General features: G+C 41.8%; 17 protein-coding genes and 2 pseudogenes. 15 read left to right on the top strand and 4 right to left on the bottom strand.

The features are described from left to right. Positions 1-36: 36 nt before the first annotated feature. Positions 37-333, bottom strand: a complete 297-nt coding sequence (locus DXA54_RS20285; protein ID WP_004318548.1) for a DnaB-like helicase C-terminal domain-containing protein — start codon at positions 331-333, stop codon at positions 37-39. A 379-nt stretch (positions 334-712) separates the two neighbouring features. Between DXA54_RS20285 and DXA54_RS20295 the strand changes: the two genes are divergently transcribed. The 13 genes and pseudogenes from DXA54_RS20295 to DXA54_RS20360 all read left to right on the top strand — a co-directional run bounded on the left by DXA54_RS20295 (position 713) and on the right by DXA54_RS20360 (position 15877). After that, on the top strand, positions 713-1120 hold the full coding sequence (locus DXA54_RS20295; RefSeq protein WP_004300432.1) for a hypothetical protein: 408 nt from the start codon (positions 713-715) through the stop codon (positions 1118-1120). A 112-nt stretch (positions 1121-1232) separates the two neighbouring features. Continuing rightward, positions 1233-1640 carry a hypothetical protein gene (locus DXA54_RS20300; RefSeq protein ID WP_008647328.1) on the top strand — a complete coding sequence of 136 codons (408 nt, stop codon included), beginning with the start codon at positions 1233-1235 and terminating at the stop codon, positions 1638-1640. Between the two features lie 3 nt (positions 1641-1643). Continuing rightward, complete coding sequence (locus DXA54_RS20305; RefSeq protein WP_008647330.1) at positions 1644-2948, top strand: DUF3440 domain-containing protein; 1305 nt, start codon at positions 1644-1646, stop codon at positions 2946-2948. Next, positions 2945-3487 (top strand): IbrB-like domain-containing protein, encoded by a 543-nt coding sequence (locus DXA54_RS20310; RefSeq protein WP_004300435.1) that lies wholly within the window; start codon positions 2945-2947, stop codon positions 3485-3487. Before DXA54_RS20305 ends, DXA54_RS20310 begins: the two co-directional genes overlap by 4 nt. 514 nt (positions 3488-4001) lie before the next feature. Next, positions 4002-4262, top strand: coding sequence for a hypothetical protein (locus DXA54_RS28595; RefSeq protein WP_232284314.1), 261 nt, complete (start codon positions 4002-4004; stop codon positions 4260-4262). 65 nt (positions 4263-4327) lie between these two features. Beyond that, entirely contained in the window at positions 4328-4693 is a 366-nt protein-coding gene (locus tag DXA54_RS20320) for a hypothetical protein (RefSeq protein ID WP_008647334.1), read from the top strand. 21 nt (positions 4694-4714) lie between these two features. After that, entirely contained in the window at positions 4715-5287 is a 573-nt protein-coding gene (locus tag DXA54_RS20325) for a DUF3575 domain-containing protein (RefSeq protein WP_008647336.1), read from the top strand. An 8-nt stretch (positions 5288-5295) separates the two neighbouring features. Continuing rightward, positions 5296-6807, top strand: a complete 1512-nt coding sequence (locus DXA54_RS20330) for a DUF3868 domain-containing protein (RefSeq protein ID WP_008647338.1) — start codon at positions 5296-5298, stop codon at positions 6805-6807. Positions 6808-6864: 57 nt separating this feature from the next. Then, entirely contained in the window at positions 6865-8577 is a 1713-nt protein-coding gene (locus DXA54_RS20335; RefSeq protein ID WP_004327265.1) for an Mfa1 family fimbria major subunit, read from the top strand. Positions 8578-8851: 274 nt separating this feature from the next. Further along, positions 8852-9851 (top strand): annotated as a pseudogene (locus DXA54_RS20345) (FimB/Mfa2 family fimbrial subunit). Between the two features lie 2 nt (positions 9852-9853). Next, a pseudogene (locus DXA54_RS20350) lies at positions 9854-10965 on the top strand (hypothetical protein). Positions 10966-11006: 41 nt separating this feature from the next. After that, complete coding sequence (locus tag DXA54_RS20355; RefSeq protein WP_008647343.1) at positions 11007-12614, top strand: fimbrillin family protein; 1608 nt, start codon at positions 11007-11009, stop codon at positions 12612-12614. A gap of 44 nt (positions 12615-12658) precedes the next feature. Continuing rightward, on the top strand, positions 12659-15877 hold the full coding sequence (locus DXA54_RS20360) for a fimbrial protein (protein ID WP_032852600.1): 3219 nt from the start codon (positions 12659-12661) through the stop codon (positions 15875-15877). Positions 15878-15991: 114 nt separating this feature from the next. Here the strand turns inward: DXA54_RS20360 and DXA54_RS20365 are convergent, their stop codons facing one another. Continuing rightward, positions 15992-16951, bottom strand: a complete 960-nt coding sequence (locus DXA54_RS20365) for a hypothetical protein (RefSeq protein WP_004300446.1) — start codon at positions 16949-16951, stop codon at positions 15992-15994. A gap of 236 nt (positions 16952-17187) precedes the next feature. Then, positions 17188-18147: a hypothetical protein gene (locus DXA54_RS20370; RefSeq protein ID WP_008647347.1), complete on the bottom strand. Its 960-nt coding sequence runs from the start codon at positions 18145-18147 to the stop codon at positions 17188-17190. A 200-nt stretch (positions 18148-18347) separates the two neighbouring features. Here DXA54_RS20370 and DXA54_RS20375 point away from each other — a divergent pair, with 200 nt between their 5' ends. Together DXA54_RS20375 and DXA54_RS20380 are read left to right on the top strand one after the other, a co-directional pair. Next, a complete protein-coding gene (locus DXA54_RS20375) occupies positions 18348-19277 on the top strand; it encodes a UDP-glucuronic acid decarboxylase family protein (protein WP_008647348.1) in 930 nt (309 codons plus the stop codon). 19 nt (positions 19278-19296) lie between these two features. Next, positions 19297-20430, top strand: a complete 1134-nt coding sequence (locus DXA54_RS20380; protein ID WP_008647350.1) for a hybrid sensor histidine kinase/response regulator — start codon at positions 19297-19299, stop codon at positions 20428-20430. Between the two features lie 97 nt (positions 20431-20527). On the opposite strand, the gene DXA54_RS20385 is transcribed toward DXA54_RS20380, so the two are convergent. Next, the gene (locus DXA54_RS20385; RefSeq protein ID WP_008647351.1) at positions 20528-23407 is read right to left on the bottom strand and encodes a PD-(D/E)XK nuclease family protein; all 2880 of its coding nucleotides are present in this window, start codon (positions 23405-23407) and stop codon (positions 20528-20530) included. Positions 23408-23416 lie beyond the last annotated feature (9 nt).

The raw sequence follows: 23416 nt of genomic DNA on the forward strand, positions 1-23416 counted from the left end.
TAAATCCATACTGCCATCGGTAATGTATGGTAATAGTCAGTTATTCATCAAGAAAAATATTGTATATGTGAAAATATACACAGCGATATGATAACCGGCAGAAGCTGCAGTACGTGCCAGATGCAGTGCAAATGCTGTTTTACCTACCGCAGGACGGGCAGCAATAACGATCTCCTCACCGGGTTGCCAGCCGCATGTCACCCGGTCAAGGTCGGCAAATCCAGTAGTCAGTCCTGTAGCACTGTTCTTGTTGCTGGCCATGCGGGCCTCTATCAACTTATAGTGTCCTCTATGAGTTGTGACGTGGAACGGAGATGTTCGGCAGTACCACATTCATTTTCCAATCGGTCGAGGAGGGTATGGGCATTTGCCAGCGTATCGTCTATATCAGTTATCCTGATAGTTGGGAAAATAAGCCACTGCCATCTCGGATAGTACGTGGCAACCGTGAAGCAGCCAGTCAAAAGATTGATTATCCATTGTTTAAAATATTTTAGTACGCCGCAAAATAATGACTCGTTTCATTGGATGAAAAAAACGTTTTTCTGATGCTGGTAATTTAAATGTAAAATAAGTATGAATATTTTTAAATAAAAATCTAATTATTTAAACAATCTTTTCTATATTTGCATTTGAGATTAAATTTTATGTGGCAGTTTTGTCGATTAATAATCAGTAATATCAAACCATTTATATATAACTAAATTTTATAATGTTGAAAGGAATAGAAATAATAAAAGATCGTTTACAACGAAAGCGAAAACAGTACATCCATCAGGGAGAGAAAATAGAACAAATGAAGTGTACAATGCAAAACACCGGTGAGGAAATTGAGCAACTGGAATATGTGCTTAATGAGATGGAGCATATAGCGGATGTAAATCGTGCGCCACGAGTGATTCCAAATGCTAGGGTGGAGGAGGTGTTTGCATATCTCTGCCGGGTGTTTGAGTTTTTGCAGCACCGTTTAAAGCTGCATTTCAAATATAAATTGGCATGCGAAGTCATCTTTGCCTACTATCAGTTTAAAAGTCGGTTGCATACTCCTGGACGGGAATATTTAAGCTTTGCAACTATACTGACTTACTTTAAACGTGAAAGAGGAATGGCGTATGGGTGATTTCAAAAATATCGAAATATAGAGATAATAGTGTGAAAAACAAATGTTTTAGGAACAGAAATGACGAATTTGATATTTTTTCCTTATTTTTGTGTGTCCATTTTTGAATGATATGATACAGATAATACGATTAAAAGGAAAAGACAAACACTTATATCGGCTTTTAGCGCCGATGGTGATGGATCCCGAAGTGATACGCGCAAACAATAATTACCCTTTCAAGACGGGCGAAGAGTATGTGTGGTTCATTGCGATTGAAGATAAAGAAGTGGTGGGCTTCGTCCCCGTGGAACAGAAAAGCCGGAAGAAAGCTGTAATCAATAATTATTATGTGAAGGCAGAAGGCACCGTACGGGAGGAAATCCTGTCACATCTGTTGCCCGCTATCGTTGCGGAATTTAGGCCCGAGAGTTGGTTGCTCAATTCGGTCACACTGGTACAAGATAAAGAAACATTTGAAAAGTTTGAATTTGTATCGATGGACAAGAAATGGACACGGTATGTAAAAATGTATAGATAACTTATGACGAAAAAGAAAATAGCAGGCACAAAGAATGTATATGAATTAGCACAAGAACGACTGAAAGTTATATTTAATGAATTTGATAATATATATGTGTCATTCTCCGGAGGTAAAGACAGCGGGGTACTGCTGAATATGTGTATCGATTATATCCGGAAGAATAACCTGAAGGTACGTTTGGGAGTTTTTCACATGGATTATGAGATCCAGTATAAAATGACCATTGACTATGTAGACCGGATGCTGGAGGCCAATAAGGATATTTTGGATGTATACCGGGTATGCATCCCTTTCCGTGTGGCTACCTGCACCTCGATGTATCAATCTTTTTGGCGTCCGTGGGAAGACAGCAAAAAGAATATATGGGTTCGTTCCATGCCGAAAAAGGCAATGACCAAAGAAGATTTTCCTTTTTATAATACAACCATGTGGGATTATGAATTTCAGATGCGTTTTGCGCAATGGATACATAATAAAAATGATGCAGTGCGCACTTGTTGTCTGATCGGGATTCGTACACAGGAAAGTTTCAATCGGTGGAGATGTATCTATATGAGCCGTAAATTCCAGATGTATCATAAATATAAATGGACTTCAAAAGTAGGGAACGATATTTATAATGCCTACCCTATTTATGACTGGAAAACAACGGATGTATGGACTGCCAATGGAAAATTCCAGTGGGATTATAATGTTTTATACGATCTTTATTATCGTGCCGGAGTCAATCTGGAGCGTCAGCGTGTAGCAAGTCCCTTTATTAATGAGGCACAAGAGAGTTTGCAGCTTTACCGGGTGCTTGATCCTAATACCTGGGGTAAAATGGTGGGAAGGGTGAACGGTGTGAACTTTACCGGTATGTATGGTGGTACTCATGCAATGGGATGGCAATCGGTGAAACTTCCCGAAGGATATACATGGCGCGAGTTTATGTATTTTTTGTTGTCTACTCTGCCGGAGCGGGCGAGGAAGAATTATCTACGGAAACTTTCAGTGAGCGTGAATTTCTGGCGGACAAAAGGCGGATGCCTGAGTGATGCCACCATCCAAAAGCTGATTGATGCGAAAGTACCAATTATCGTTATGGACAACAGTACCTACAAAACGTTGAAAAAACCGGTACGTATGGAATATCAGGATGATATCGACATTCCGGAATTCAAAGAAATACCCACGTATAAGCGAATGTGCGTTTGTATTCTTAAGAATGACCATGCCTGCAAATATATGGGATTCTCACCTACAAAGGAGGAGATGAGTAAGAGAAGTCAAATTATGGAACAATATAGAATCATAGTATCATGAGTGTAGATAAAAGCCCTGTTTACGAGGTAAAAGCGGTGCCCGTAGAAAAAGTATATGCGAACGATTATAATCCGAATGTCGTTGCACCGCCTGAAATGAAGTTGCTGGAACTTTCTATTTGGGAAGATGGCTTTACGATGCCATGTGTATGTTACTACAATAAAGATGAAGACCGTTATATCCTGGTGGATGGTTACCATCGCTATACGGTATTGAAGACTTCCCAACGAATCTATAAGCGTGAAAACGGTTTGTTGCCGATTGTGGTGATAGACAAAGACTTGTCTAACCGTATGAGTTCAACAATCCGGCACAACCGTGCGCGTGGAATGCATAACATTGAATTGATGTGCAACATTGTTGCGGAGCTTGATAAGGCAGGTATGTCCGATCAATGGATAATGAAAAATATTGGTATGGATCGTGATGAATTGTTACGTCTGAAACAAATTTCAGGACTTGCTGATCTGTTTGCTAATCGCGAATTCAGTATTCCTGATGAGGTGGCACCTACGGAAACTGAGCGTAAAACCTTATAATCTGATAGTTATATATATACAGAAATTGAGTATTTTGTCATTTAGGCACAAATTATACAAGTTATTAGCTTATTTTGTTGTATAAAATAGCTAGTTCTTTTGTCTAATTTGTGCCTAAGTTGTGTCTAAATGACACGGAAAACTATAACTTTCCTCTATTGTCCAAGTTTTTATGAAAGAAACTTGGGAATTTTAAAATGTTCGCATATCGAAAGAAATGAGGATATTGAATATTTTTGTTGTGAATTTCGTAACCTTGTTGTTCGCTACCTACATAATTAGTCCCTTTATTCTAAATTGATTCTCTGTAACAGAAATGAATACAATTTTGTATCTCCTTTAATATTCCGAAATTTGCAATATGAGATTTGGACAAAAATATTGTCCTGAGAGAAAAGCAAAAAGAGAAATATATAAGAAGTAGAGGAAAGTATATTAGAGAATTAATGAGAGAAATAACAAAACTTACAATCAGTTTTTTATATTTGATTTTTTTATTATCTGTGGTGTGTGTGTGCAGGGGTCGAATGTGATCGGCACTCTCTTTCAATTAACACCGAAAGTGACAACTTGTGCGGATATATATGCCAAGTTGTTGATTATGCCGTTGAGCAATCCTTGGCTTGGCTCTCTCTCTTATAGTGACACTCAAGAATCAATCTCCATGAATTATATTATGTATGAGTCCGGCATTCAGAACAATACCTGTCTGCACATCAAGGGACTTGGTCTGGTAATAACATCGGTAACAGATGGGGCTGACTGGTTGATGTAGTATGAAGAAGGACAAAGAGAAACAGGTGACAGGATGATGTGTATCTAACATTAAAAACAGGAAATTTGGAAAAAGAAGTTCATATTAGACAAAGGAAAGCTGTTCCTGCTGCGGGAAGTACGCTTCAGCTCATGCCTGCTGAAAATTCAAATTCGGAGGTGCATGAAATCAATTATTTCTGCCTTACGGGCGAAGTGGATGAAAGTGCTAAAAATTGGATCCGTCTGTATTCTTCCGTAATGCCGGAGGAACATACAGGAGAAGAACGCATTATCGTTGAAGACGGTAAGATATATATTAAGGTATTGCCCAATATAGAGGCGGATTCCAGAAACGGAATCGTACATCTCACAACAATGGCGTCTTCCGTTAAAACGGGCATCAGTAATGTGCAACGCATAAAAATAGATGTTACTCAATTGGGGCAATAAATAACAGTAAATGTGATATAAATGAAGAAAGTTGTTATACCCATATTATTCATGCTCGGATGTGCTATTTCCGAGGGTTATGCCCAGAAGGTTGCGTTGAAAAGCAATCTGCTGTATGATGCTACCACTACCATGAATTTGGGGTTGGAGATCGGACTGGCGCGTAAATGGACGCTGGACATTCCGGTCAATTATAATCCGTGGAAACTTTCCGACGGCAAACGCCTCCGTCATTGGGGGATACAACCCGAAGTTCGTTACTGGTTTTGTGAGAGTTTTCGCCGTATGTTTATCGGAATGCACGGACATTATGCCGATTTCAATGTAGGAGGGTGGCCCGACTGGTCTTTTATCAGTGACAATATGCAGCATACGCGTTATCAGGGATATCTTTATGGCGGTGGCTTTTCCGTAGGATATTCGTGGATTCTGAAAAAACGCTGGAGTATAGAAACGTCTGTCGGAGTGGGATATGCGCACATTGTATATGACAAGTATCCTTGCGCTACCTGTGGTACGAGATTGAAGGAAAGCAGCAAAAATTATTTCGGACCTACCAAAGCAAGTGTGTCACTTATTTATGTAATTAAATAATGAGGAGTATGATGATAAGAAATATAGGTTTCCTTGTGTGTATGTTGGTGGTTTGCAGCCTGAATATAAACACAGCTATGGCTCAATCCCGCTCTTACGAAGGTGGCATTACCGTGAATCCGGTGCAGTTGGAACAGAAAGGTGATTTTATTCATGTCGATATAGATTTTGTTTTGAATAATGTGAAAGTGAAATCTGCCCGGGGAATGGATTTAATTCCGCGGCTGGTGACTTCCGGGTGCACTCTGAATCTTCCGAAAGTTTCTATTAAAGGTCGTGACGAGTATTTGGCGTATGAGCGTGAGCTTGCGTTGATGAGCGCCAAGGAGAAGAGAAGCTACGAGAAGCCATATATAGTGGAAAAAGCCGGAAAACTAAGAAATGATACGATTCGGTATCAATATCTGGTTCCGTTCGAATCATGGATGAAGGATGCGCGTCTGGACGTGCAGCATGACGAATGTGGTTGCGGCGAAATGGCATTAATGAACATCGAGGAATTTGGCAAAGTGACGTTGGAACGTGTATGGACGCCTTACGTAGTGGCTCCTCAGTTTGCTTATCTGCAACCGAAAGCGGAAGAAATCAAACAACGGGATGTTCAAACGGAATGTTTTCTGGATTTCGAGGTGAATAAAGTCAATATTCGTCCCGAATACATGAATAACCCTCAGGAACTGGCTAAAATCCGCAAGATGATCGATGAGCTGAAGTCCGATCCGAATGTGAAAGTGAACCGTTTGGATATTATCGGTTATGCTTCTCCGGAAGGAACATTGGCAGCGAATAAACGTCTGTCTGAAGGACGTGCCATGGCGCTCCGGGATTATCTGGCATGCAGATACGATTTTCCGAGAAACCAATACTACATTGTCTTTGGAGGTGAAAACTGGGACGGACTGGAGAAGGCGCTTGAAACAATCGAATTGGAATATAAAGACGAAGTGCTGGATATTATCAGGAACATACCTATTGAAAAAGGAAGAGAAACAAAACTGATGCAACTTCACGGAGGGACGCCTTACCGATACTTGTTGAAGTATATTTTCCCAAGTTTGCGTGTGGCTATCTGCAAAGTGAATTACGAAGTGAGGGATTTTAGTGTGGAGGAAGCAAAAGAGATTATCAAGACGCGTCCGCAGAATTTGAGCTTGAATGAAATGTTTTTGGTAGCTAATACCTATCCGACAGGCTCGCAAGAATTTATTGATGTGTTCGAAACGGCTGTCCAGATGTATCCGCAGAGTGAGATTGCAAATATAAATGCTGCTACTGCCGCTTTATCACGTAATGAATTGGTTTCGGCTGAACGTTATCTGGACATGGTGAATTCGAATAAGAATTTGCCGGAATATAATAATGCTATGGGAATATTAATGTTAATGAAGGGAGATTATGAATCATCGAAGAAGTATTTGAAGTTTGCAGAGCAGTCAGGTCTGGATGCAGCTAGGAGCAATCTGGAAGAATTAGTCAGGAAGAAGGCTAATGCTGCTAAAATGAAAAAGAATGGTAAGTAAAACTTACTGATTAAGTGGGAAATTATATAAGTATTAATTCTAATAATTTTTTGTATTATGCTAAAGATTAAATCAATTTTAGTTTCGTTGCTGGCTGTTGCGGCACTGGCAAGTTGTTCAAATGAGAATCTGGAGGAAAATCCGGAGGTTGAAGGGGGAGCAGGTTATGATGTAGCTTACGTATCAATTAGTCTGACTAATCCCAAAGTGCCTGGTTCACGTGCTTCTGGTGAACAGACGGCTTTAGAGGAGGAAAGCGCGATTAATGAGCTCTATTTGATTACGTTCAATGCGAGTAAGGTGGTGACTAAGGATGAAAAGGCAACTAAGTATGCCACGGTATTGGGATCAAGTTCTTTTGGAACAAATAATGGAGTTACGACCCCGAATACTCCGGTTAAAGTGGATCCGAATACTAAGTATTTGCTTGTTATAGCCAATCCGGGTTACCAATTAAAGGATCGCTTGGATAATCTTTCAGCGGGTGCAACCTATACTACCATCAATGGAATGATTACAGTTCCTGAAAACAATACTAAGCCCAACAATGCTTATCTGGTAGAGGAGGTTGTACATTCCAAAGGCTGTGCAATGATTAATGTTGGATTCTACGATGACTCCGATTCAGATCCATCCAATCATGCATGGGAGGATGAATGTCTGCTCGATGTATCGGATAAGATTGTTTTGGTCAGCGACTATAAATCGGAAGCGCAAGCTCAGAATGCAGCGAAAAGTAATCCGGCTACCCTTGAGATAGAACGCCTTGCTGCAAAGTTGGAGGTTATGATTGGCGGTTCATTAGAAGTAGGACCTTTTGAAGATGGAACAAATGCAAGTCTTGGACAGTTTGATTTTGGAAACTGGACTATAGACTATTATAACTCTCTGTTCTATCCTTTTGCAAAGAAGACTACCACAGCATCGTCTCATACTACCGGATTCTACAAAAGTAACTTCTATACAGTCGACCCGAACTTTACGACTGCGGGTGGAACCGAATATCTTACAGGCATTATTAAGAATACACTCGATGCTGCAACTCGCGAACCTAAGGTGGAATGGGTTGCTGAAAGTGCGACTGCAGGTGATAATTACAAATACTGTATCGAGAATACGATGGCCGCAGGATATCAGAAGTTCGGTGCGGCTACGCGTCTGGTACTTAAGGGACAGTATGCACCTTGGAAGTCTGGTGAATTTACTTTAGGAAATGACTGGTATCGTCTTCCTAATGGAACTAACTCTGTAAACTTCAAGAGTTTTGCCGACTTGCTGGCTGCTTATACGCCTGCCAAAGCTAAAGAAACAGCCTCAGACCCTATGACCGCCCAGGAGAAACTTTTAGTTTCGGCATGCGAACTGTTCTATACTCAGATAAAATCTGAACTTACCGCCAATGATCCGGGTGATTTTGCATCCCTTACGCAGGCTATTCTTGACGACAACAACATTCAGAATGGTGGTGAACTGTGTAAAAAAGAAGGTTGCATCTATTGGTATCCAAAGAGTCTCAACTATTACTACTATGAGATTCGTCATGACAATGCAGCTAACTCTTACATGGAGTATGGGAAATACGGTGTAGTACGTAATAACTATTATACGCTTACGCTGACAAAGGTGAATGGTAACGGTACACCGTGGTATCCTGGTGGTGGTCCCGAAGATCCGGATGAAGAAGAAGATATCGATAAGAAAGGTGCCTATCTCCATTTTGAGATTAAAGTTGCTCCGTGGATATACTGGACTACAAATTTCGAAATCTAAATAAATTCTTTACTTTCAAAGAAAACAGGGCAGTGCGGACTGCCTGCCCTGTACTTTTAAAATAGATATTCCGTACGGAACAGACCGCCGAAAAAAGTAAAAACAAGTCGGTGACAGGCTTCCCAAAAACAGCACTGAAATATACCGGCGCATCCGAGATGCAATGAAATGCAAAGCGCGCCCCAAAAAGAGGAAATAACCGGAGGTCACAAAATAGAGATCTCTGACAATATAAAATGGCAAACCGATAGGGTTGCCCCCTAAAAGAAAAGATATGTTCGGAAAAACTAAATCGCTGTTCCTTATCGTTGCTTCGATGCTATGTATGGCTTCGTGCGACAGTATACGCGAAGACCTGCCACGGTGCGAGCTTTGGTTGGAATTTGTATTTCGACTACAATATGGAATATGCGGATGCATTTAATCCGCAGGTTAAATCGGTGGATGTACTTGTGTTCGACAGCGATGATAAATTGCTTTTCACCAAAAGTGCCGAGGTTGCTGCGCTGGTTGGTGGAAGCCGGATGTCGTTGACCGACGAGCTCGATTTCGGAAGTTATAAAGTACTGACCGTCGGAAGTCTGTCTGACAGATTCCGGCTTTCGGACAATACAGGTAATAAACTAGTGCCGGGAACAACCACCCTCCAACAAGTCATTGTATCCCTGAAGCGGGAGACGGATGTTGTTAATTTCGAATTTCAGCATCTTTACTTCGGAGAAGTTGTGGAAGTGGATCACCTGCCATCCAATACCAACCATAAAGTTTATCCGGTGAACCTGATACGTGACACCAATCGGTTTAATCTCGCGCTAATGGGATATGAGGAAAATAAAGTGGATGGCACACAATATACATTTGAAATTCAGGCACCGGAAAATGCGGTTTATTCCTGGGAAAACGAACCCACAGGACAAGGGCCGATTACTTATGTGCCTTACTATACAGGTCCGGGTGAAATATCCGATGTGGTTATGTCCGCACGCCTGAACACGATGCGTTTGCTCAACAGGAGCGGATGGGATTATGAATTTATTATAAGGGATGCGAATACCAAAGCCGAAGTCTGGAGCTACAATCTGATGACACTATTGAGCATTGCCCGGCCGGTTTCCCGTTACGACGGAACGGAACTTCCCTTTCAGGAGTATCTTGACAGGCAGAGTGAATGGAACCTGATATTTACAGTTGTTGAAAAACCCGGAGGAGGATTCCTTCAAATTGGTATTGTCGTGGGGACCTGGATTCATTGGCTCCACGGGATGGAAGTTTAAGAATGAGAAAAAAGCTATTACATATCATTTATCTGGCATCCACCATCCTTTTGTTCTCATGCAGTAGAGAAGCTGATGTGGCTTATGAGTTGCCTGCCCATACTACCCGGGCGCAACTTAGCATCGATTTGGTGAATAATGGGGATGTGGAACAACAGGAGAAGATAAACTCCATGCGGTTTATCGTATTCGGCAGCACGCCCGGAGTGCTCAACAGGATGTGAATGAACACATCCTGTTGAGCACTCCGGAGACAGCTACTGATATAGATGCGCAACTTCTCGAAGTGACTTCCAGCAATGATATCCTGGTCGTAGTTATTGCCAACGAACCGCAGAGTCTCACAAGCCAACTTGACGGTATAGCTAATCTTTTGACGTTGCAAGAGATGATTTACGACATCTCCAGCATACTGAATAATGACGGGCAGATTATTTCGGCGACCGGAATGCCTATGACAGGAGTGATCCGGGATATATCCATAGCACCCGATGAAACCAAAACAGTGCAAATGATGATCGAACGTGCCGTAGCCCGGGTAGATGTCTTTATCGAAGCTATAGACGGCGGGGCAGTGACCGGATATACTGCCGGAAGCACCAGTGTCACCTTACATAATTTCTCCCACGATAGCTATTTCGTGATGGGAAATGTGGGCAACGGCACGCGTGATAACGCCGACTCTTCAAAAAACTACGGAAAGGTGAAGGAAGACGTGTCGGAAAGCAATTTATTAACGCATAGCTGGACGGCTGCGACTACAGAAACTTGGGCATACTCATCGGCTCCCGGAGCTGAAAACCGGAAGTTGCTTTGCTCGTTCTACACAGCCGAACGCCTATTCAAGTCGGATTATTCCGACCGACTGTCTATCAGTATGGCTAATGTCCCAAAAGGGCCTTCGGACGTCACCGGAATAACCGGGAAAGTAATTGAAAGCGTAACAAAGGTTGACGGCACAGGTAGTCCGACAGCGCAACCTTTTACGGAGATCCGTCGGAACAACGTGTATCAGGTAACGGCACGCGTAGGAAAAATAGGTATTCAGATACTGACGATAAGCGTAGAAAATTGGGGTGAAAGACAAGACATTGATTTGGATATGGACTTGTAATATCTTTCGCTGATTGTTTTTAATTTCGGAAAAGAAGTAAGATGATAAAGACTATAAATAATATTAGGATGATTATGGCAATGGCTGTCCTTTCGGTTGTCCTCTTTTCGTGTGTCAGAGAAGAGATGACGTGTGATAAGGAATTAATTGTTGTGCAACGTATCGGTGAAGGCGGCTATGTCTACACTCGTGGTACGGTAATCTCTTCGAATACCGATCTGAAAGAAGAGACTTTCGGTCTTTACGGCTCACTGACTCCCAATGCTTCTGTTCCCCAATCATACTTCAATGCAAGTGCTACGGTTAACGCCGACCTGACAGCCACCATCTCGCCGTTGCAATATTGGCCCGGATTGTTGAATGCGAGCATGAAGTTCTTCTCCTGGTATCCGTATAGTGATGCGAATGCGCCTACTGCGAGTTTCATTGATCCCGGAGAAATGGTGCTGAATTATACAGCGAATGAATCTGCCGCCAATCATGTCGATGTATTGGCGGCTATATCGGGCCCTGTATGGGTTGAAGGTGTGAATATACACTTCTACCACACATTGACCAAGGTTACCTTTACATTCAAGAAAGTAGCTCCTGTACCGAATGAGGTGACTATCGAGAAAATAGAATTCCAGAATGTAGGAAAAAGCGGTAACCTTGCGATGACTGAAATTCCGACTACCACGACGAAAAACGGCAAACCGAAGTTTGTCTGGAGCGATGTCGCCACCGGGGAGGTCGCTTCTACTCCCACCGGTAACAAAACGGTTACTGAAAATGCCACCTTGATAGGTGATACATTCCTCATGTTGCCGACTGACGCTTTCTCCGCAACCGCCAAAATCGTTGTTACCACCAACTTTGGCGATCGGGAATTCCTGTTCAGTGATATTCTCGCCAAGAATCCGCATTCTTGGGAATCGGGCGAGTACATCAACTACAATCTTACGATATCCAACGAAACCTATCAGCTTTCAGCTACCCCACTTGAATGGACGGAAAGCCCGGTGAATGTAATTTTCGATAAACAGTATTATCTCAAATTATCGCAGACCAAGGTACAGACGGCTGGTGATGGGGTCACTGTCAATATAGAAGTGAAAACGAATTATGATGCTAATCCGGATACAGGATTTCTGCCGGGGGCGTCATTAAACAAAAGTACCATGGATACGTGGCCGACAGTTAATATGACTCAGATATCCCTTTCGGAAGGAGTGTATACGTATAATATCCAGGTTGTGATGCCCAAATTTAATTCAGGAACCGGAACTAAGCGGGAAACAGGCTTTTATATCAATGCTGGTAATCTGCAGCACCATGTACTGTTGAGCCAGTGGAGAGAAGACGGAGAGTGGCTGACCTCAAACGTAGAGTTGGACAGCAACGATAATGGAACCGGAAATATGCGACGTCGCAAGATTGTTTTTACTTCGGGTAATCCGGGAATATGGGAGTGGAAGATAACCCAGATACAGGATCCGGATAAAATTCTGCTTAACAGTGAGACAATGCTCGAAACAAGTGGCGTGAGTGGTGATGCGGTTTACTTCTACTTTAGAGCCGATGCTGTGTCCGGTGATACGGCTAGACTCACACTAACCAATACGAATGGTGATAATCTGCCAATAACGGTGACATTGACCGCACCATAATGACGAATATGCAATATCAAAGTTTAAGGAAAGGAAATAGAAATATGCAATATGGGTTTTCAATAAAAAGAAAGTGCTATCTTTTGTCTGTTCTGTTGATGACGGTATGGCTTACCGGATGCGTACAGGAAGAATTTGAGTCGACACCTTCTCCGGCAGGAAACGGTATTCGCTTTACATTAACGGTTCCCGATGTAAACCTCCCGTCCGTATCTTCGCGTACGATGACCGGAACGGGAACAGCAAAGAAAGAAGACGAAATAGAAACGGTGGATATTCTTGTTTTTGATATGTCAAAAACGCCGGCAGTATTTCTGGAATGGGTCAGCGCTACAGGAGTTACGCAGGACTTGGCTGACAATTCCACTGTGAGTTTCTCTGCTGTGCTTTCTCCCACTACCGCATCTACCTGCATCGTGGTTGTGGCAAATAAGGAACTTGATAATATTGTGTCGGGCTTCACGAAGGGAGCGACCACCAAGGTTGAGGCAATGGAAAAGATGCTCCACACCCAAACCGGCAAATGGCTGGCAGACGGCTCGACAACCGGTGGGTATACGCGGATTCCGATGTACGGGGAGAAGGTAATAAGCAAAATCACTCCTTCGATGAATCCGATAACCGAAATTAATATGAAACGTATGCTGGCGCGTATTGATATCCGTAATAACAGTGTCACTTCAAATTTCACGGTCGAAGAGGTTTACCTGGCCAATTACAATACCACCGGATATATTGCTCCGGCATGGAACACGAACGGGCAGGTTACTGAACCGGCTCCGGATACTCCTGTTCTCCCCACGGGCAGTGGTAAAATGACGGAGGAAGGGGATGCAATCCGTTATTCCGTAAATGGTAACACACCCTACGATGGGGAGATTTATACATTTGAATCCCTGGCGGCAGAGGATGCCGGTGGTGCGGGAGCAGACGGAGAAGCGAGCCGTAAGGATGCTACTTGCCTGATTGTGAAAGGAAGGATCGGTACGGGTGAATCGACATTTTACCGGGTGGATTTTACCAAAAACGGAAATACAGGAGAGCAGGTGGAATATTTGCCTTTGAAGCGAAACCATAAATACATCATTACCATTACCCAAGCATTGGGAACCGGTTATAAAAGTTTTAGCGAGGCGCTGGCATCATATACAGTCATGTCCAACCTGAAATTCCGGTTGATACACTATGATCGTGATAAGGTCAAAGATATAGTCTACAATGGGCAATATATGCTTGGAGTGGGTGAATCGGAGGTCGCTGTAACTCAATACCAGAATAATAGTTATGCTATAGACGTTTTTACTGACAGTCCCGGAGGCTGGAAGGCCACCATTACTGCAGGGAACGACTGGCTCAAATTTGAAGGTGGAGCTGATGCGGCATCGGGCATTGCAAACGATGATACCCAACTCAAATTGAAGATTCCATATTTTAATAATGAAAATATTGGTGTTGGGCGTAAGGCTACTGTTACGTTGACGGCAGGGCGCCTGACTCACAATATTGAAGTGACGCAGTATACAATAGATCCGGGAATTATCAAATTTGTCGATGCATACGGAAATGTGTTGGAGAGAGATCTTTTTTTTCCAATTCGAAATCCTGATGGCGACGAACTCCCTCTCGAACCGCAGACGGTGTATGTCATGTTTTCCGTGGATAGGATAGAAGGTAAGCTTTATGGCACTGGCGGTGTCAATATGGTCCAATATAATGCCGGCGGTTTGATTCCGCAATTAGACAGGACGAATGCGATACCGTTCAGTGAAAGGGTACAGGCGTTTACCATACAGCCTAATCCGCGAAGAGCAGGCGATGGTACTGTTGAAGATGGTGCAGGCTGGTGGTGGCGTTGGGACTTTATGTTGTTCGACCTGTACGATAAGGAAGGATACCTTACTCAAGTACAATTCCCCATCAATCAGGGGGAGCTGGAGTTTTCACTCCGATATCTTTCCACTACAGTCAATAGTCGTACTTATAAAGTCAATCTGGGTGCGGAACAATACTTGCAATTGTTTGTCAATAACAATTGGGAAATTATGGATATTGAGGAATTGAATATAACGAACGATGATGGCACCGGACTGATTCGGACCGATTCGGATAATGATGTAATTATAGGTAGAAAGAATGCGGACGACAAGATGTATCTTGAGTCTATCATAGGCTATGATGACGGCAAGGGAAATGATGTGGTTGGTCATGGATACGATTTCAGGCTGAAGCTTCACCCCGGCAAGTGGAAAGAAGGAAAAAGCGGAACGATAAGAATCACGTTCAGAAATGTAATGCATACCGTGGCGGATGAAGAATTCCCGTTTTATCGTACGATTGACCTTCAGATGGTGTCCGAAACCAAATCTTACACAACTGCCGGGGAACCTCTTTTCTATCTTTATCCGCTTCGGTTTGATAATAGGAGATATTATAACGGAACTAACCAAAGTGTGGGGCGATTGGAAAATGTAGCCGATGCGGAGGATATCTGTAGGAATATAGGCGATGGTTGGCGTCTGCCTACTGCTAGTGAACTGTTGCTGTCATTTGTCTATGAAAATGCTTTGGGTGGTAATGCGATTAACAGTAATTATCATGACGGTCAGAATATATATGGGTGGTATCAAAACTGGACAGGTAACTACTGGTCTTCATCATACTATGAGGCTAAAGGCTCTACAACACGTTTTGGGATGGAAATGTCGGCAGGTTATCCGGATTCCGCACCTGTTAGTAATAATAATTATTTTCGTTGCGTAAGGGATAATACAAATAGCGGAAAGAAGTACCCTTATTTGATGGTAGAATCCTCGGGGGTCACTATTGTCTCTCGCGATGCCAGTGGAGGAACAGATCCTTCGGTGTTATTTGCTTCAGGTGAAACTCCGGATACAAGTGGCGCAATGAATAAGGTTGCTCCTAAGTTTCAGATTGAAAATTCCAGTAGTAATGGTAAAACTTGGGCGGAAGCAAAAGCGGCATGCGAAAGCAAAGGGAGTGGCTGGCGTCTACCTACTCAGCGTGAGATGTATTTAGTACTCAGTATGGGAGGGGCTGTTACCAATATCGAAAACCAAGGTTTCGGTGACTCGACTACTTGGACAGGGAACGGATTCAAGAAGATTAGTGCTGTGCACTGGACATTGACTTCACGCGATAGCAACTATTGGCTGGTCGGACATAATAATGGTGAATTCGGTGCATGGGCTACGGTAGAGTCCACAACTTGGGCTTGGTATCGTTGTGTGCGCACAATAGAATAAAAGCTAAAAGAACTGTATCAGAATGTTGTTTGTCTTCATTCTGATACAGCTCGTCTATTAAATCCTTTTCTTTTTATTCCTAGAATCCACAATGTTTAGTGTGTTTCCCTTTGTTTACAACGTATTGATAACTTCCAACTGCTTTTGCAAGAAAGCAATACGCTGTGCTTCTCCACTTTCCGAAACCAGAATAGAGTGGCGCTTCAACGATTGAATCCAATTGCGTTGCATCTGGCAGATATATGAGCTTTGCGAATCCATCGAGTTGATAGAATATACCCGCAGCAGACTGACTTGGTAATCATGTTTCTCGATATAGCTGTAAGTGGCTTCGAAACTGATATTGGACAGATAGAAAGACACTTTCTTGTTTTCGCTGAACTCTCCCTTTATGGACAGATGTTCTACCACGCCAAGTAACTGAAGAAGTTCTTCTTTCAAATGCATGACATCGTCCTTGTTTATCAGATTCAGGCTGGCAAAGTACTTGATCTCTTTCACAAAAGAATAAAAGATATTTGTGTCCCAGATGAAAAACGTTTTTGGACACTGTCTTATACTTTCACTCAGCTTCTTATGCACATTGACGATCCGTTCATCCACAGACATGTCTTCCAAAGAATGTGGCGTCTTTATATCCCCATTCTGATACATCCATCGGCAAAGACGGAATTTAGACAAATTCTCATAGGAAGAATAAAGTGTAAAGGGAAGGGAATTGGATGCAGTATACACCTCCGTCGTATTATCTGTTTTCACATAGTCGAAAATTTGCAGATAACGGTTGATTATTTCGTAATAACTTTCCAGCGCACTAGTGGCATGAAGTAAGTTCAGGTCGAAAGTAACTTTATTAGATACATGGCTACCTACAATCTGGTCGATAGAAATACCGAGTTTTTGAGAAAGCAGCGCTACTTCGTCTATTGTAAAAGACACCTCACCCCTCAATCTGCGATAGACAGCTTCCTTTCCCATGCATAAAATGTCAGCCAAAGTATTGGCCAGATTCATATCTTGAGGAATTCGCTCCCTCATTGTAGATATTAATTCGTTTAGAATACCATTTTTCATTGTTTGTTCCTTTAATTTTAATGTTAATAATCTCTGTGATACATTCTATGCAAAATTACGTCTTGTGTTTGAAAGATTTGTGTGGAAAAACAGAGATGAATGTATGTGTCTTTTTCTGATTGGGAATCAAACGGAAGCGGTGAGGACAGGGAATGAAAAAAAGTAGATAAGAATCTTATCTACTTTCATTTATTGGAACTGATTTTTTTTTGAAGTTCTAATCTGCGAAAATAAAATTAAAGAGCGTCAATAATTTCTCGCTGTTGCTTGAAGAATTGAATACGCTGCATTTCACCGCTTTCGGATATCAAAGTGGAGAACTTTTTCAGAGATTGAATCCATTCTTTCAAGGTACAGAAAATTTCGTTGTCCATCGTGGTAATGGAGTTGATGGAATAAATACGTATGAGGCTCATTTGCAGGTTATTGGTGTCTACATAGCTATATGTTGCCTCGAAGTTGATATTCGACACATAGATGCGTACACGATTGCCATCGGCTGTCTTGCCATTGATAGCCAGTTCTTCCAGTTCGTCCGCCAATAAGAATAATTCATTTTTGATTTCTTCTTTTGTTTCGTCGGAAATGAGATGGATGCTGGCGAAGTATTGGATATCGTTGATAAGGTGTTGGAAAATCATATTATCCCATATATAGTCTATGGAGTGGATATGACGTGTCATTGCTACATAGTCTTTCTGGATATTGACCAGTTTCGGTGGAATATCCAATTCTTCGAAACTCTTGCAATCAATATATTTATTCTGGTACATCCATTTGAATAAACGGAATTTTGCCAGAAGTTCATGTTTCAGATAGAGAGTCTGGGGAATAATGTTGGCAGAAGTTCCCATTACAGAATTCGGGTCATCCGGCATCGTATTGATTAGCGAGACATATTTTTCAAAGATATTGTAGTAACTCTCGAACGGGTCGTCATAATCTACAATGTTTATATTAAACATGGCGTTCGATTTGAAACTTAGTCCTATAATCTTGTCTAGCGATATACCCAGTTTTCTTGAAATAAGGGCTGACTCTTGTAAGGTGAAAGGTACTTCACCGCGCAATCTTCTGTATACTGCCTCTTTTCCTATGTATAGCGTGTCCATTAACATATCTGCCAGTTGTCCTTTGAGCGGAAGCTTTTCTTTCATCGCTTCTATGAGGTTTGCATTTGGATTATTTGTCATCATAATAGTTCTAATAAATAATACTTTTCTATTATAAACATTTGTCAGTGGCAAGTTGTTTCGGAAATTGAAACTATTTAAATCTTCTTTTTTTTAAAATATCCTCTCCGAAAATTGTTTATTTTAAGCAAATCGGTTACATTTGTGACCATAAACAAAACGAAGAGACAGCGTCTCTTTAGTAAACAATAGAAATATTTAGAATGAAAAGAATATTGGTAAGTGGCGGAGCCGGTTTTATAGGCTCTCATCTCTGTACTCGGCTTATAAACGAAGGTCACGACGTGATATGCCTGGATAATTTTTTTACGGGTTCGAAAGATAATATCATTCACTTGATGGATAATCATCATTTTGAGGTGGTGAGGCATGATGTCACTTATCCTTATTCGGTTGAAGTAGATGAAATTTATAATTTGGCTTGTCCGGCATCTCCCATTCATTATCAACATGACCCGATTCAAACTGCCAAAACATCTGTGATGGGAGCCATTAATATGCTGGGATTGGCAATGAGACTGGATGCCAAGATTCTGCAAGCTTCTACGAGTGAGGTATATGGAGATCCAATCGTTCATCCGCAACCGGAAAGCTACTGGGGGAATGTGAATCCGGTAGGTTACCGGTCTTGTTATGATGAGGGGAAGCGTTGCGCAGAAACGTTATTTATGGATTATCACCGTCAGAACAGTGTGCGTGTGAAGATTATCCGTATTTTTAATACGTATGGTCCGCGAATGTTGCCAAACGACGGCCGGGTTGTTTCTAATTTTATTCTTCAAGCGTTGAATAATGAAGATATAACTATATATGGTGATGGAAAACAAACACGTAGTTTCCAATATATTGATGATTTGATTGAGGGAATGATAAGAATGATGAATACGGAGGACGGATTTACAGGCCCTGTGAATTTGGGGAATCCGAATGAGTTTCCAGTGTTGGAATTGGCGGAAAGGATCATTAGCCTGACCGGCTCATCTTCGAAAATTGTATTTAAGTCTTTGCCGGATGATGATCCGAAACAGCGACAACCGGATATTACATTGGCTAAAGAGAAACTGGGTTGGCAGCCTACCGTTGAACTGGAAGAAGGGCTGAAGCGTATGATTGAATATTTTAAAAATGTCTGAAGCATAAAAAAAGAAAATTATGAATATGGAAATTAATCCTTCCGAATATAAAGTCCTTATTGTGGACGATGTAATATCAAACGTCCTTTTATTAAAGGTACTTTTGACCAACGAGAAATTCAAAATTGTGACTGCCGGTAATGGAACACAGGCGTTGGAACAAGTGAAGAAGGAAAATCCGGATCTAGTATTGCTGGATGTGATGATGCCGGATATCAGTGGATTTGAGGTGGCTCAACAAATGAAAGCGGATCCCGAAATGGCTGAAATTCCCATTATCTTCCTGACTGCTCTTAATAGTACGGCGGATATCGTTAAAGGATTTCAGGTGGGTGGTAACGACTTTATCTCAAAGCCATTCAACAAAGAAGAGCTGATTATTCGTGTGACACACCAGATTTCGTTAGTTGCAGCGAAAAGAATCATTGTTGCACAAACGGAAGAGTTACGTAAGACTATTATGGGACGTGACAAACTTTATTCTGTGATTGCACATGACTTGCGTTCGCCTATGGGGTCCATCAAGATGGTATTGAATATGCTGATTCTGAATCTGCCAAGCGAAACAATTGGTGAGGAGATGTATGAATTGCTAACGATGGCCAATCAGACAACTGAAGATGTATTCTCATTGCTTGATAATCTACTGAAATGGACGAAGAGCCAGATTGGTAAGCTGAAAGTGGTTTATCAGGATATTGATATGGTAGAAGTGGTAGAGGGCGTAAGTGAAATCTTTACGATGGTGGCCAGTCTGAAGAATATTAAGATTGTACAGGATGTACCTGTGGAAAATATGGCTGTTCGTGCTGATATTGATATGATTAAGACGGTGATCCGTAATTTAATCAGTAATGCGATTAAGTTTAGTAATGAAGGTTCGGAAGTAGTGGTATCACTGGCAGAAGAAGACGGTATGGCAATCGTAAGTGTGAAAGACAGCGGTTGTGGTATCGATGATGAAAATCAGAAGAAGTTGCTGCATACCGATACTCATTTCAGTACCTTTGGTACAAACAATGAGGAAGGTTCGGGACTCGGATTATTATTGTGTCAGGACTTTGTTGTCAAGAATGGCGGTAAACTTTGGTTTACTTCAAAGAAGGGAGACGGGTCTACATTTAGTTTCTCAATCCCATTGTTGGAAAAATAAGAATAACTAGAGATAACACGGACTAGAAATAATAAGGGCACGGTTTGCATGAATATGTAAATCGTGTCCTTATTTAATGGTATATTCTATTTTCGGCCTATCGTTTGCAGATAGCCTTAAAATCGCAATACGAACATTTTTTAGTATCCTCTGTCTGCGTAAAAGTCTCTTCTTCGCTGAATATTTCTTCTAATAATGCTTGCAGGCGTTCACGGAATTCATCTTCAAAGAAAGCGAAGTTGTTTACCGGTATTTTCGGTTTACGGGGTTCTCCCATTTCGATAACAGGCGAATAGTTTTCCGATGCTGCCCGGTGGATGTAGAGCAGGGCAGGAGCTACCATCAACGATTGTTGCCGGCTCATGATAGCGGCATACAGAAAAGTCTGGAAGATATAGTTCGGGCGTGTTTCCGATGGGGTGAACAGTTGCTCGATATTAGCAGGTATTTTAGGGCTTCCTCCTGTTTTGTAGTCAACAATCCGCAGGGTACTTTCTTTTGCATCCATACGGTCGATTGTGCCACCCAGACGGAGAGTGAACGGTCCTTGTCCTGTTTGTATAGTAATCTCTTCTGAAACTTTCTTTTCCATAGCGACCATTTCGAAAGGGGTATATTGAAGGTCGTTGCGCAGCAATTGTTTCAGATAGGAAACAATTACTTTGGAGTTGATAAGTTGTATACCGTTATATTCCGGTTTTTCTTCGGGAGAAACCTTGAATAATTCTTCTTTGAAGGCTTGGTCAACGTAGCTTTGTAGCTTCACGTCATTGCGTAATAAGCGTTCAAGATCTTCTTTCTGTATCGTTTTTCCAGCTGCAGTCAGGTCGGTGTATGCCAATTGGGCGGAGAGGTGAAAAATGGTTCCAAATAGGGCGGAATCAATTTCAGCACTAACTTCGTCCGGTGTTTTCAAACCCGCTATATACCGGTAGTAGAATCTCAATCGGCAATCCAGATAAGCATTAAGGGCGGAAGGAGAGAGAATCACTGAATTTGGATTGGTGCTATCGTAAGCACGATAGATTCGTCTTAGTACTTCAGGTGTTTTTTCTACTCGTATCTCTTGGGTACTTTGCGGAGATTGTCCGGCTTCCAGATACTCGCGAGTGATATCATGTGGACCTTCTACAAGCAATTGCAGCATGAAGCGGGATTCTTCTCCACGGTTGAGACCGTCCGAAGAAGTATTGTAGAGTAGCGTGATATTCTCTGCCCGTTGTATCAGTCGATAAAAGTAGTAGGCATACACTGCATTTTTGTGTTCGATAGTGGTCATGCCGAATGCTTTCCGGAGATTATAGGGAATAAAAGAGGAATCTCCTCCGGATTTTGGAAGTTGTCCTTCGTTGAGAGACAATATAATGAGATTCCGGAAGTCCAGATTACGTGTTTCCAATACTCCCATGACTTGCATTCCGATAGCAGGTTCTCCGTGGAAAGGAATGTTAGAAGATGTCAGTACTTTGGTAATCAGTCGTTTCAGAGTATCGGTGCGTATATTTAGTTCTCCGCTTTCAATCAAACTGTAGAGACGGTTGATTTTGGTATGGCTTTGAAAGAGCGATTCTCTATATAGTTGATTGAAAATATCATTATATTCTCCTTCTTTCCGATAAATGGTTGAAATGTTTTTGATTAATTCGATCAGATAATCGCATAGTTCTTTTATACCATTACGGGGAGTGAAGAGGGTAGTTAGGAAATCATCCTGTTTAAGTTCCGACGGGAGTGGATAAAAACGGTTTGTTTGGGTCAGTTCACGTTCCAGGGGACCAGCATGGGATGATAATTGCTGGGTATAGGGATGTTTCAATATGGCGGATACTGCCTCGTAAGTGAATCGGCCGGTGTCGGAGCGGTAACCATTGGTTTGCAGTTCCATTGCGGCATTGATAAAGCTATAAACAGGAGTTTGTGCCAATGGGAATCCCATGGTGATATTGACATTTTTCACTTCCTGCGGAATGGAATGAAGTACAGGGAGAAGCAGAGCTTCATTACAAAGCACTACAGCATTTTCTTTTTCCTTTTCTACGGCAATTTGTGAATGATCGTTTGTTATCGCCTTAATCCATCCGGGAAGGAAACGTGCCTGGGCATTCTCGGTAGAAGCGGAAATATAACGTATTTTCTTCGGTTCTTTAAAGGTGTTGAACAAGCTTTCCGGGAGTTCGTTCGGAAATTCCTCGAGATTACGTTTTAGGAATTCTCCGGCCTCATGTTTTTTGATTTGTTGGGTGTAGAAAATATCATAGTCCCAATAGAAAAGTGCCTTGCCCGCATCTTTCAGTTTTCTGAAAAAGTCATTTTCTACTTTATTCAAAACATTGAACCCGACAAATATGTATTTGTCGTATTTGAGTTGTTCGGTATCAAGTTGTTCGATCACGTTCCGGTAGAGCATACCTTCGTAAGCAATACCTAACTCTGTCAGGTTCGCACGGTAACGATGGTAGATAGTACCTAGCTTGTCCCAAAGGGAAATAAATTTTTCTTTTAGTTCGGTCCGTTTTTCAATGGAGAAATTCTGAAAAAATTGTTGTATGGCTTCTTCCTGCTCTTTGTCAAGGAATTCATAGTCATCCATCAGATTTTTCAAATCTTGTAGATTACTGAATAATTTGTCGGCATCGACCATATTCTTATCTACATCATCAAAATCACTAATCAACAATTCGCCCCAGAAGTAGAAATCGTCCAATGTTTCCTGACTCCGTGTTTCCTCTTTGAACACTTTATAAAGTTCGCAGACCAATCGAATAGGATCGCCGCTTTTCTGTACGGATAGTTTCTGAAACAGGTCGCTGATACTCATGGCAGCTGGTGACCAAATCGGTTGATCGGATTCTCCGGCTAAATATTCATTGAAGAACAAGTTAGCACGTTTATTAGGGAAAACGAGTGCCGTACGTGACAGGTCGTTTCCTATCTTGGTATATAAATCATGAGCGACTAGTTGGAGAAATGATTGCATATTGATTCA

The organism is Bacteroides sp. OF03-11BH, from assembly GCF_003604005.1.
GTDB lineage: Bacteria > Bacteroidota > Bacteroidia > Bacteroidales > Bacteroidaceae > Bacteroides > Bacteroides ovatus.

What these genes read in the sequence shown, in the direction of transcription:
- DXA54_RS20285 (WP_004318548.1), bottom strand. Translation starts at nt 333, where the DNA reads ATGTGGTACTGCCGAACATCTCCGTTCCACGTCACAACTCATAGAGGA.
- DXA54_RS20295 (WP_004300432.1), top strand. Translation starts at nt 713, where the DNA reads ATGTTGAAAGGAATAGAAATAATAAAAGATCGTTTACAACGAAAGCGA.
- DXA54_RS20300 (WP_008647328.1), top strand. Translation starts at nt 1,233, where the DNA reads ATGATACAGATAATACGATTAAAAGGAAAAGACAAACACTTATATCGG.
- DXA54_RS20305 (WP_008647330.1), top strand. Translation starts at nt 1,644, where the DNA reads ATGACGAAAAAGAAAATAGCAGGCACAAAGAATGTATATGAATTAGCA.
- DXA54_RS20310 (WP_004300435.1), top strand. Translation starts at nt 2,945, where the DNA reads ATGAGTGTAGATAAAAGCCCTGTTTACGAGGTAAAAGCGGTGCCCGTA.
- DXA54_RS20325 (WP_008647336.1), top strand. Translation starts at nt 4,715, where the DNA reads ATGAAGAAAGTTGTTATACCCATATTATTCATGCTCGGATGTGCTATT.
- DXA54_RS20330 (WP_008647338.1), top strand. Translation starts at nt 5,296, where the DNA reads ATGATGATAAGAAATATAGGTTTCCTTGTGTGTATGTTGGTGGTTTGC.
- DXA54_RS20335 (WP_004327265.1), top strand. Translation starts at nt 6,865, where the DNA reads ATGCTAAAGATTAAATCAATTTTAGTTTCGTTGCTGGCTGTTGCGGCA.
- DXA54_RS20355 (WP_008647343.1), top strand. Translation starts at nt 11,007, where the DNA reads ATGATAAAGACTATAAATAATATTAGGATGATTATGGCAATGGCTGTC.
- DXA54_RS20360 (WP_032852600.1), top strand. Translation starts at nt 12,659, where the DNA reads ATGCAATATGGGTTTTCAATAAAAAGAAAGTGCTATCTTTTGTCTGTT.
- DXA54_RS20365 (WP_004300446.1), bottom strand. Translation starts at nt 16,951, where the DNA reads ATGAAAAATGGTATTCTAAACGAATTAATATCTACAATGAGGGAGCGA.
- DXA54_RS20370 (WP_008647347.1), bottom strand. Translation starts at nt 18,147, where the DNA reads ATGATGACAAATAATCCAAATGCAAACCTCATAGAAGCGATGAAAGAA.
- DXA54_RS20375 (WP_008647348.1), top strand. Translation starts at nt 18,348, where the DNA reads ATGAAAAGAATATTGGTAAGTGGCGGAGCCGGTTTTATAGGCTCTCAT.
- DXA54_RS20380 (WP_008647350.1), top strand. Translation starts at nt 19,297, where the DNA reads ATGAATATGGAAATTAATCCTTCCGAATATAAAGTCCTTATTGTGGAC.
- DXA54_RS20385 (WP_008647351.1), bottom strand. Translation starts at nt 23,407, where the DNA reads ATGCAATCATTTCTCCAACTAGTCGCTCATGATTTATATACCAAGATA.